This window comes from Deltaproteobacteria bacterium (assembly GCA_040223695.1).
In the GTDB taxonomy this organism is placed as follows: Bacteria; Desulfobacterota_D; UBA1144; order Nemesobacterales; family UBA2774; genus JAVKFU01.
Window position 1 is genome coordinate 1 of record JAVKFU010000009.1, and the last position, 10651, is coordinate 10651.

At 48.2% G+C, this 10651-nt stretch carries 9 protein-coding genes; 5 read left to right on the forward strand and 4 right to left on the reverse strand.

The window, feature by feature from the left end; translation table 11 throughout:
- The first annotated feature begins 220 nt into the window (after positions 1–220).
- Positions 221–1588: a sugar porter family MFS transporter gene (locus RIG61_01625; protein MEQ9617855.1), complete on the forward strand. Its 1368-nt coding sequence runs from the start codon at positions 221–223 to the stop codon at positions 1586–1588.
- An 861-nt stretch (positions 1589–2449) separates the two neighbouring features.
- On the opposite strand, the gene RIG61_01630 is transcribed toward RIG61_01625, so the two are convergent.
- The 4 genes from RIG61_01630 to RIG61_01645 all read right to left on the reverse strand — a co-directional run bounded on the left by RIG61_01630 (position 2450) and on the right by RIG61_01645 (position 7764).
- A complete protein-coding gene (locus RIG61_01630) occupies positions 2450–3100 on the reverse strand; it encodes an N-glycosylase (protein MEQ9617856.1) in 651 nt (216 codons plus the stop codon).
- 49 nt (positions 3101–3149) lie between these two features.
- On the reverse strand, positions 3150–5417 hold the full coding sequence (locus tag RIG61_01635; GenBank protein ID MEQ9617857.1) for a LysM peptidoglycan-binding domain-containing protein: 2268 nt from the start codon (positions 5415–5417) through the stop codon (positions 3150–3152).
- Positions 5418–5710: 293 nt separating this feature from the next.
- Positions 5711–6976 (reverse strand): diphosphate--fructose-6-phosphate 1-phosphotransferase, encoded by a 1266-nt coding sequence (pfp, locus tag RIG61_01640; protein MEQ9617858.1) that lies wholly within the window; start codon positions 6974–6976, stop codon positions 5711–5713.
- Between the two features lie 86 nt (positions 6977–7062).
- Positions 7063–7764 carry a rhomboid family intramembrane serine protease gene (locus tag RIG61_01645; GenBank protein ID MEQ9617859.1) on the reverse strand — a complete coding sequence of 234 codons (702 nt, stop codon included), beginning with the start codon at positions 7762–7764 and terminating at the stop codon, positions 7063–7065.
- Positions 7765–7868: 104 nt separating this feature from the next.
- Between RIG61_01645 and RIG61_01650 the strand changes: the two genes are divergently transcribed.
- The 4 genes from RIG61_01650 (at position 7869) to RIG61_01665 (ending at position 10585) form a co-directional block, all read left to right on the forward strand.
- Positions 7869–8366, forward strand: a complete 498-nt coding sequence (locus RIG61_01650) for a hypothetical protein (GenBank protein MEQ9617860.1) — start codon at positions 7869–7871, stop codon at positions 8364–8366.
- Positions 8367–8427: 61 nt separating this feature from the next.
- Positions 8428–8871, forward strand: a complete 444-nt coding sequence (locus tag RIG61_01655; GenBank protein MEQ9617861.1) for a MaoC/PaaZ C-terminal domain-containing protein — start codon at positions 8428–8430, stop codon at positions 8869–8871.
- The gene (gene queG, locus RIG61_01660) at positions 8868–10061 is read left to right on the forward strand and encodes a tRNA epoxyqueuosine(34) reductase QueG (GenBank protein ID MEQ9617862.1); all 1194 of its coding nucleotides are present in this window, start codon (positions 8868–8870) and stop codon (positions 10059–10061) included. The genes RIG61_01655 and queG overlap by 4 nt, the downstream gene beginning before the upstream one ends.
- Before the next feature lie 95 nt (positions 10062–10156).
- Entirely contained in the window at positions 10157–10585 is a 429-nt protein-coding gene (locus RIG61_01665) for a nuclear transport factor 2 family protein (protein MEQ9617863.1), read from the forward strand.
- The last annotated feature ends 66 nt before the right edge of the window (positions 10586–10651 follow it).

The following is a 10651-nucleotide window of genomic DNA, read 5'->3' on the forward strand; positions in this document are numbered from 1 at the left end:
GAGCGTGCGGAAGAACCGGATGCCATTACCTCAAATCTACATAAGCTCGTTAAATCCAGGCAGATCGCTTCTACATTTAAAAGAGATTAAGGGGGGTGTGAAACCTCTCTAACACAACCAGCGGGCGCATTCCGCCCGCTCGTCCTGAGCCTGTCGAAGGATGTCATGTCAGGGAATAAATGATTTGACATCGGACTTAATTATTTATTAGTATCATTGAATGAAGAATAGAAGTAACCGGTTTGTTGTATTCGCCGCCTGTGTTTCATCTCTGGGCGGTATGATTTATGGTTACGATCTGGCGGGAATTGCGGGCGCCATTCTATTCATCAAGAAGGAGTTCGGTCTTTCAGACTGGATGCAGGAACTCGTGATGAGCTCGACTTTATTCGGGGCTATGATAGGCGCGGGTTTCGGGGGCAGACTGGCGGATCGTTTGGGACGCCGGAGGATATTGATTATTAGCGCATTGGTTTCGTTGCTCGGGGTTCTGGGCACTGCTCTGACGCCGGATGTCTTTGGGTTGATAATTGCCAGAATAGTCGTCGGTATGGCCTTCGGCGTGCTTTCATTCGCCGTACCGCTCTATATATCTGAAATATCCACTCCGAAGAAACGGGGCATGCTTGTTTCTATCTTTGTCGTAGCTATTCTATCCGGGTTATTGCTCTCCTATATTGTGGATTACCTGTTTTCAGCTCACAGGCAATGGCGTTATATGTTTGCTGCGGGCGTTATCCCCTCATTCTCGTTGCTCGTCGGTATGTTATTCCTGCCTGAGAGCCCGCGCTGGCTTGTTAAACACGGCTTTATTGATAGAGCCAGGGACGTATTGATGCGCATTAGGGGAACCCGGGACGTTGAAGAGGAATTGTCAGGGATTAAAAATGCTCTCAAGCAATCAAAAGCTGACTGGCGGGAATTGCTGAGTCCTGTGATTAAGCCTGCATTAGTACTCGGTTTGGGCCTTGCGCTGATAAGACAGTTAACCGGTCTTTCTCTGGCTACTTTTTACGCTCCGACCATTTTTGAGCTCGCAGGTTTTCATTCCGCCTCCACGGCGATACTGGAAGCTGTCCTGGTGGGTATTGTGTTCGTAGTTATGTCAATTGTGGCGATGAACCTTGTGGACAGGCTGGGCAGAAGACCTCTCATGTTATGGGGATATATAGGAATGTTTCTCGGATTGGTCATTCTGGGGCTCACTTTTTATCTTCCAAAAACCGATGGAAGCATTTTGGGATGGCTGGCTGTTGGGAGCCTGATACTTTTCGTGGCGGCTTGGACGATCGGACCCGGCTCCGTTGTTCAGCTGGTTATTGCGGAGATCTATCCACTAAGCATCAGGGGATTGGCAATGAGTGTGGCGACGGCGGTCATTTGGGCGACATATTTAATTGTTACTTTAACATTTCTAAGCTTAGTCGATGTGTTGGGAAGGCCCGAAACCTTCTGGCTCTATGCGGGGCTGTGTATCGTGTCCTACTTCTTCGTTTATTACTACATGCCTGAGACGAAGGGGATGAGTCTTGAAGAGATAGAGGATTACTGGCGAAGTGGTAAGCGCGCGCGTGATATGAGGAAATAACACACATAGTGTGTCTCTATAGCTACTCCCCCCGCTCCTCCGAATATCATCAGCGGGCAGTTTCCAGCCCGCTCTTCCTGATCCCGTCAAGCATGTCATTGCGAGCGCAGTGAAACGGAGCGCGGCAATCTTGCCTTTCAAGGATTGTCATTCTGAACTTGTTTCAGCATCTCGTTTTTTATTTTTGCCATCCTTAACTCTTTCTCTTTGTCATTGTCAGCTAGAAAAGCAACCGCTGCAATCTCCTCTTTGTCTCTTCATTTCCCCCCTTAGAAAAAGGGGAATTAAGGGGGATTTTCTTTTTGCTTAAGTCATTCTGAACTTGTTTCAGAATCTAGTATTTAATAAGCGCCCGTTCTTCCGGAGCGTACACAAAGAGTGCAGTCGAGGGATGCATTCGATTAATCAGTCATTCCGAAGAGGGCAAATTCCCTGTGGCAATCTCATACCTTTTTATCCTTACCTCCTTTGAAAAGGGAAGCCGTTCCAAGCGTGCGGAAGTACCGAACGCCATTACCTTAAATCTACATAAGCTCGGCACATGCAACCCGCTCACCCTGAGCCCGTCGAAGGGTATCACATTTAGTCCAACAGTGGAACTTTCTTCGTTGTCATTGCGAGGCTCCAAGGAGCCGCTGCAATCTTAAATCAGTCATCCTCAAAAGCCTTTTTCTCCGACATCACAGAATAGGCGTTTAAAAAATCTCATGTTAAAGCGTAAAAATGTTTTAGGACTGTGGGTGGAATTAAAACATTTTAGCGTTAACATGAGATTTTTAGCCATATTCTGTGTAGTCTTGATTTTTGTTTCTTTTTATCAAGAAAAAGAAAATACGGCATTTGTCTTACCTGCTCTCGACTCTATTTCAAAATCTCCCCCGTCTTCTCGCTCCACAGCACGAGATCAAGCTCGTCCATCGGAATACCTATATCGTCCGCAAATTGCTTCAGGCAATATTCTATGGCTATATATCTGTCCCTGGTGGCGGGCGGTTTCGGGCTTTCTATCAAACCGAGCTCGTAGAGTGTATTGAGAATGTGCTTGTCCAGAATACCGTAGCCTGAAAAGCCGATATTCCTCAGGAAATGACTCGCTTCCTTGTACCCTATTCCCTTTATATCCCTGTTCCCGGCGAAAAAATCCCTTCTTGCGTGCGGGTCTTCGATGGAGGCGGTCAATTCTTTTAATTTGAAGCCGTGCTCTCTTTTCAGATAGTCCCTTGTGTGAATTATGTAGGCCGGTCTATAGTTGGGGAACCTGTGGATACCTTTCAGTCTACTTTTGAGCTCCCCGAGACTTCCGTCCAGAAGGATATCCCTTATTGCTTCGACTGACTTGAGACCCATCCTGGCGCTTGCCCCTGCCGTGCAAATACAGAACGCAAGCTCTTCAAATATCTTGAGGTCGTCCGCCTCCCCGTAGATAGTCCTGAAATCGTTCAGTCTTGTTCTGATTAGCTCCTTCTTTTCGTAATAGGAGACTCTGAGCCTTTCGTAGCAATCCTTTGTCATTTTAATTATAAGTTATCTGTTGTGCAGGCAAGGAAAGGAAAAACCGGAATTATTTATAAATCGTCAATCTGTCGCCGGGTGTAAGGCTGGGAGATTCAAGGTTGTTCCACTTCTTGATACTTGTGACGGATACGTTATGTCTGCTCGCGATTTCCCACAATGTATCGCCTTTCTTGACTTTATATTTTATTACGTCGCTGCTTGCCGTCTGAGTAGATTTAGAGTGCCCGTTGGGTATTACAAGCACCTGTCCCGATCTTATACTAGTGCCGCTCAGGTTGTTCGCGCTCTTGAGCGATGCCAGCCTGACCCCGTGTTTTTGAGCAATCCCCCCAAGTGTATCGCCAGGTCTGACCTTATACTTCGAGCTGCCGTTAGTGCTTGCGTACCCGCTTGAGCTTGTGTGACTCCCGCCGGACGAGCCCGGGATACTCAGCACCTGTCCGTATTTTATAACCGACCCTTTTATGCCGTTGGCGCCTTTTATGGATGCGACCGAAACCCCGTGCCTTTGAGCTATGCTGCCCAAAGTGTCGCCGCGCTGCACTTTATACTTCGCCGCGCTTTTCGTGGTTCCGCTCGAGCCTGAGTAACTGCCCGTAGAGGAGCCGGGAATCGTCAGGACTTGCCCCCGTCTGATAGTTGAGCCATTTATATTATTTGCGCCTTTTATAGATGCGACCGAAACCCCGTGTCTTTGAGCGATACCGCCCAGAGTGTCCCCTGGTTTTACCTTATAACTGCCGTTGGAAGCGGTTCCGGCGGAATTGTTATTCGAAGCGGCATAGGTACTGCCGTTTGCGATGTAGGGAATGGTCAGCTCCTGTCCCGCCATAATGGTTGACCCTTTTATTCTGTTTGCCTGTTTTATTGTTGAGATGCTTACGTTGTGCCTGGCCGCGATGCCTCCCAGAGTATCTCCCGGTCTGACTTTGTATTTCGCCGCTTTAGCGGTATTGGTCGCGCTTGCCTGCGTATCGTAGTAACGTCCGGAAGCGCCCGGAATTGTAAGCACCTGTCCAGATTTAATTAGCGAGCCCCTGAGGCCGTTTGCGTTCTTGATTGATCCGATGCTCACCCTGTGCCTTGCGGCTATGGCCCCGAGCGTATCCCCGCGCCTCACCCTGTATTTAGCTGTCGTCGTATAATCCTTTGAAGAAGAATATGAGGAGGATGAGCCGGAACCGCCCGGTATTCTGAGCACCTGGCCGACTCTTATGGTCGAGCCTCTGAGCCCGTTCGCCCTTTTAATGCTCGATACGCTTACTCTGTAGCGTCCGGCGATTTTGCCGAGCGTATCCCCCCGCCTTACCTTATGTCTCGAAGCCACGCTTCTCTGAGACACGGCGGGATTAACATCTTTTAGCGCGTAAAGCTCTTTGCTCTTCCTTGAAGTTGCCGAGGCGTAGCCCAAAGGAACATTTAGTTCGTACATCCCTCCCGGAGGGGTGGCGTTCAATTGTAATGCGGGATTCAGCTCTACAAGCCTCGTCTGGCTCATGCCTATTACTTTCGCAATGTCGTTCAGGCTTTTTTGCGGCGGAACCATAACTGTTTCGGATGTTTCGGGATCGTGATAATCAATCCCTACGAATCCGTACTTGTCGGGGTTCTTGGCTATAATGAGGGCGGCCATCAGTTTTGGAACGTAGTTTTTAGTTTCCGTCGGTAGTGTGAATTCCGATATTTGCCAGAAATCGTTAATCTGATATTTGTCTATTGCGGCCTGGACGCGGTCCTCACCGCAATTGTATCCCGCTGCCGCCAGTTCCCAGGATTGAAACATGGCGTAGAGATCGCTGAGATAGTTTGCCGCTGCTATGGTCGATTTTCTCGGGTCCATTCTTTCGTCAACCCAATTATCCACTCTGAGACCGTATCTTTTGGCGGTAGGTTTTATGAACTGCCAGGGACCCACGGCAGCCGCGTGTGATCTGGCTTTTACATTGAATCCGCTTTCTATCATCGAAAGATAAACAAGATCGGGCGGCATACCTCTTTCTTCCAGTATCTCCTTCATGGACGGTATATATTTCCCCGAGCGGGCCAGCCATATACTGAAAGACTTCCGCCCCCTGTTCTGAAAATAAGACATGTAGTGGATTACCCTGTCGTTCAAAACTACGGGTATTTCGGTTTCCGTCTCCGGGACTACGTCCGGGAATTGTTCAAAAATGTTTTCAATGTAATAGTATGTTTTCCAGCCCTGCACCTGAGGATTCAGTATGAAGAAGCTTGATCTTATGTCCTCTGCCTGATTTATGGTGCTCTCTCTATCAATAAATCGTATCTCCGGATCGGCTTCAGTCTGGCTCATATGAATTCCCGGAACGGATGATCCAGAGGTTTTTGAGGTAAAGGATTTGCTCCCGCATCCGATCAGCAGAAGCGAAATGGTAGCCGTAAGTAGGAAATACCTGAAAAGCATTGACTGATTTTTTATCATAATTTGAATGTTAAGTCAATGGTTTAAGCTGAAAATCTAAGTATTTTTCTTAAAAAGCCGAAGATTACGCTGTATCTGATAAAGTATACAGCCAAATTTACGATAATTGCTTAAAACATGAATTATTTAACACAAGACCCGAAAAGGGCCGCGATTAAATCTATTTATCTGAGTATTGCGTCTGCAAAATACGATTTAAATTCACCCGGTTTCATATTCGCCGTTTTCGCTAGTATCTTCAGTTTTGCCTTATCTTCAAGATCGTCCCTGTTGAGTTTGATCATATACTTCTCCGCTACCTCATAGGACTCGGTGTTTATATCTACGTAACGTATCCTGCTTTTTTTTGTTTTTGGGTCTATAAATTTATCCAGTTTAATCGGGACCATTTTGGCTCTCTGTATGCTGATTAAATCTCCCGAGCCTCCGCCGGCCAGGTACTTTACCGCGCTGTAGCCCAGGCTTCTCGTGTAATTCGCGTCGAAAGGTATCGGGGGGGCCGACCTGAGCTCGTATCCTATGGTCTTATCTACTATTCTCAGTTTAATTCCCTTCTCTCCCAGAAATTGTGTGACTTGTCGTTTGAGCAGTTGTCCCAGATCGACTTCGGACAGTCTTATCCTGCCGAGCTCGTCCAGGTTTAAATCTTTCAGGTTCTTTAGTTCTTCCTCGTCGAGTTTCTCGGTTAGTCCCTCCGCCAGAATGACGACCCCGTCTTCCCTGCCCATAGAGAGCCGTTTTATTATTGAGCCTTCAAGTACTGTAACGAGCTTTCTGAGTGATATTTTACCTCTGCCGAACTCTTCGGGGATCAATGTAAGGGTTGCTCCCGAGGCCTTGCCGATTCCAAGGGCGAGGTGGCCGGTTCGCCTGCCCATGGTTACCACAAAATACCACCTGCTCGTTGTTCGGGAATCTTCCATCAGGTAGTCAACGAGGCTTGTTCCTATATGCCGCGCGCTCTCGAATCCGAATGTCGGAATGCGTCCGGGAAGCGGTATATTATTATCTATCGTTTTGGGCACATGGGCTATCTGAATTCTTCCCTTCATATCCTTCGCTAGCCTCTCGGCAAGGTAAATCGTGCCGTCTCCCCCGACGGTTATGAGGTACTTCACGCCGAGTTTTATCAGACTGCTTATGGTATTTTCAATCCTTTGCGCGCTTGTCGTGGGGTTCGCCCTCGAAATCCCGATTACGGAGCCCCCCCTGTTGTGGATACGGGAGGTGTTAGCTATGGTCAGATTTTCAATGTGCTTTGTATCCCCTTCGCAAATCCACTTGAATCCGTCCCTTATGCCGATCACTTCTATTCCTCTGTTGACAGCCTCGATCGTAGCCGCGCTTATCACCCCGTTTATTCCAGGAGCGGGACCTCCGCAAACGACGATTGCCAGTTTGTTTCTCTTTTGTTTCTTCGATTTCGCCATCGCTTAAAAACCCCTTGCGGGAAACTGTGAGAAACCTCTTTACCGGTAACTCTTGTAAAGTGATATTTTACAAGAAACGGGAAGATTTAGTGATAATATCTCCCGGTTGATTCCCTTAAATCATAGCGTCTTTTTACAAAATAACGCGCCAAAATCAGTCCCGAGATAAATCCCCCGATATGCGCCCAGAAGGCGACCCCTCCCGTTTCTACAGGGCCTCCGAGTGCGCTGACGCCGCTCAGAAATTGTATTATAAACCATATAAATATAAATACAGCGGCGGGTACGTGTATAAGTTGTATAAAGAAGAAAATCGGCACCAGAGTCAATATTCTTGACCTCGGGAAAAAGATAATATAAGCGCCAAGAACGCCCGATATGGCGCCGCTTGCTCCCACCATCGGTATCTCGGAGTGAATGTTCGTTATAAATTGAAACACGGCCGCCGCAAGCCCGCATATTATATAAAAAAGAAGATATTTGAAATGGCCCATTCTGTTTTCGACATTGTCACCGAATATGTAGAGGAACAGCATGTTCCCGATCAGATGAAGCCATCCCCCGTGAAGAAACATGGAGGAGAGGAAGGGATACAGGCGGTCATAAATCCCGGAACCCGAAGCCGAAGAAATTACTTTCTCCGGAACAAGGCCGTACTCGTATATGAAAATTATCATATCTCGGCCGAGCGAGACCTGGTAGAGAAAAATTAGAACGCTTATAATTATCAGTGTTATGTTGATGAATGGGAACCCTGCCGATTTGGTCGTATCCCGAAGCGGTATCATGACTTTTAAAATTATACATAGCTGAGTTCTCTCTCTCTACTTGCAATAACTGATTAATGGCTTACAATGCTAGGCTGACAATCTGCTTGTTATAAATAGACTAAATGTTTCAGAAACTCAGGTCCGACCTCTTTTTAAAGTTCTCTCAAATTAAGCTGGTTCTGGTTAATGCGGACGGCTTCGTCACCGATGGCCCTGAATCCGCAAACGGGAGTTTTATTAACGGCAACCACATAGAAGAGTTAAGGGAGTACGATGTGGAATTGATTGCGTTCTCAGAAACAAAGTCTCAGACGGTATCTTCCGTTGCGGAAAAACTTGGCATAGTTCTGCATCAGGGGATATCCGAAAAATCACTGTTTTATACAAAAATTAAGGAAGAATATTCCGTATCGGACAATGAGATCGCTCTTATTTGCAGGGACGATGCTGATTTGCCTCTCGTGCGCAAAGTAATTTTCTCGGCGGTCACTCCCGAAGCGCCCCTTCCTGTAAAGGCTCAGGCTTATTTTGCCACCTATAGCGCCGGCAGCGGAGCGGTAGGCGAGATTGCCGCCTTGATAGTGAAGGCAAAGAAATACCCGGGCGGATGGTCCGAATGATACTTGGCTGAATGCCGGTCGCGTGTTCACATGTTCCCCGGTACTGGGTGTTCCAAAGCTTATGCCCAATGAAATAGACTTTAAATCGCCGGTTGAGGCCGGCTTCTCTTTCGAAAAACCGGTTCGGCTTTCAGTTGACGATATATCCGAATTCGCGACACTTTCAGGCGACCTCAACCCCCTTCACCATAAGGCGCGGATTGCGGGAGCCAGCCGATTCGGGGGAATCATCGCAAGCGGCACCCATAGCGGCTCTCTCCTTATGGGCTCGGTCGCGACATATCTTGCCCCGGGATTTCTGACTCTGGGACTCTCGTTTGAGCTGGAATTTAGGGCCCCTGTGCGTCCGGGTATTGAACTGCTGATTCACTGGGAGGTTAAAACCGTCGAGCCCAAACCGAGCCTCGCAGGGTACATCGTGACCGTAGAGGGCGGCATAGCGGATAAAGGGAAAGATTTGGCTTGGTGCAGGGGCGCCTGTCTTATAGTAAACGAATCAACTTGAAAAGAATCGGCCACAAGCGTCTGGAATGCCTCTTTTCCTTTGTGATACAATTAATCCTGATGGGTATTAAGGAGCTGACCGATTCCATAAAATCCGAGGCGCTCGCGTTGGGATTTAATCTGGTGGGTATCTCTCCGGCCGATAAATTTCCGGAAAATCAGTTTTACAAGCAGTGGCTTTCAAAGGGATACGCGGGGCGGATGAAGTACATGGAGAGAAATCCCGAGAGGCGCCAGGACGTGCGGCAAATAATTCCAGACGCGAAATCCGTTATATCCTGCGCTCTCAATTACAATACGGATCACCCCTATTCGATCCGGGAAACCGATAAGACAAAAGGCTGGGTAGCCCGTTACGCCTGGGGGGACGATTATCACGATGTAATGGATCGGAAGCTCGGTTCACTTGGGGAATTTATAAGTGAGAAGATATCACCGGGGGCTGTTTCCCGCCACTACGTCGATACGGGCCCGGTACTCGAAAAGGTGTACGGAAAATACGCCGGTATAGGCTGGGTCGGAAAGAACACCTGCCTTATCAATCAGGAAATCGGTTCCTGGATATTTCTGGGGGAGATTATAACGAGTCTTGAGCTCGAGTATGACAACCCTGCGCCCGACAGATGCGGCACGTGCACGAAATGCCTGGACGCATGCCCGACAGACGCGCTGCCGGAGCCGTATGTGCTTGATTCGAGGCGGTGTATATCCTACTTGACGATCGAGCTAAAGGATAATATCCCTTTTGAATTAAGAGATAAAATTGACAATAACATTTTCGGCTGCGATATCTGTCAGGACGTATGTCCCTGGAATAAAAGGGCGGAGAAAACCGATGAGCCCGCGTTCCTCCCGCGGGAGGGGATATACAATCCTGACCTGGGTTCACTTTCGCAATTAAGCCCGGAGGATTTCAGAAATTTTTTTAAGGGTAGTCCCGTAAAGCGGGCCAAGAGACGGGGGCTGCTGAGAAATGTTCTCACCGCCATGGGAAATTCGGGAAACAGGAGTTTTGTACAGCTTGTAAAAGACTGCTTGTCGGACGAGGAGCCTCTCGTTAGAGTGCACGCCGCATGGGCACTATGGAAGCTCGAAGGGCAGGGCGCAAGGGGTACTCTCCTCCGTCAAAGGGAGAACGAAGATGCTCCCGAAGTTCTGGAAGAAATCGATTTTCTTTTAAACAATATCTGACCCATAAATTTTCATTAAATGGATACAATTTTAATATTTGGTTAAAATTAAGAGCCTGAATATCCTGGCAAAGTTTTTTGCCGTCGATAGTAAAAATGACAGGACAACTTAAAGATCAGGTCTTGAAGGCTAATGAAAAGTTTTATAGCGCTCTCGGGTCAGGTGATCTGGAGCTCATGCGGGAGGTCTGGGTCAGGGACTCCAAAGCCAGGTGTGTCCATCCCGGCTGGCCGATGCTTTACGGGTGGGATGCGGTAATGGAGAGCTGGAAAAAAATCTTCGAGGAAGGCGGGCCTGCGGGTATCGAGGTGTCCGACGTCAGGATTCGGATTTCGGGAAACCTGGCATGGGTTGTCTGCATTGAGAAAATCAGTCAGAGGGTAGATGAGGAAATAAGGTCCGGTTATGCCCAGTCCACCAATGTATTTGAGTACCGGGATTCATCCTGGCTGCTCGTTATCCATCACGCTTCGCCCGTACCGGTGCCCCGCGGGGAAGGAGCGTCCGACCACAGTTTGCAGTGAGACTGTGACAGGCCCGGCGTGATCTTTAAAAGCGCCTGCCATTTCACATGATAATCATTACGGGTG

Bases quoted from the DNA above. Each gene is read 5' to 3' on its own strand.
- RIG61_01625 (MEQ9617855.1), top strand. From the start codon at position 221: ATGAAGAATAGAAGTAACCGGTTTGTTGTATTCGCCGCCTGTGTTTCA.
- RIG61_01630 (MEQ9617856.1), bottom strand. From the start codon at position 3,100: ATGACAAAGGATTGCTACGAAAGGCTCAGAGTCTCCTATTACGAAAAG.
- RIG61_01635 (MEQ9617857.1), bottom strand. From the start codon at position 5,417: ATGAGCCAGACTGAAGCCGATCCGGAGATACGATTTATTGATAGAGAG.
- pfp (MEQ9617858.1), bottom strand. From the start codon at position 6,976: ATGGCGAAATCGAAGAAACAAAAGAGAAACAAACTGGCAATCGTCGTT.
- RIG61_01645 (MEQ9617859.1), bottom strand. From the start codon at position 7,764: ATGATACCGCTTCGGGATACGACCAAATCGGCAGGGTTCCCATTCATC.
- RIG61_01650 (MEQ9617860.1), top strand. From the start codon at position 7,869: ATGTTTCAGAAACTCAGGTCCGACCTCTTTTTAAAGTTCTCTCAAATT.
- RIG61_01655 (MEQ9617861.1), top strand. From the start codon at position 8,428: ATGCCCAATGAAATAGACTTTAAATCGCCGGTTGAGGCCGGCTTCTCT.
- RIG61_01665 (MEQ9617863.1), top strand. From the start codon at position 10,157: ATGACAGGACAACTTAAAGATCAGGTCTTGAAGGCTAATGAAAAGTTT.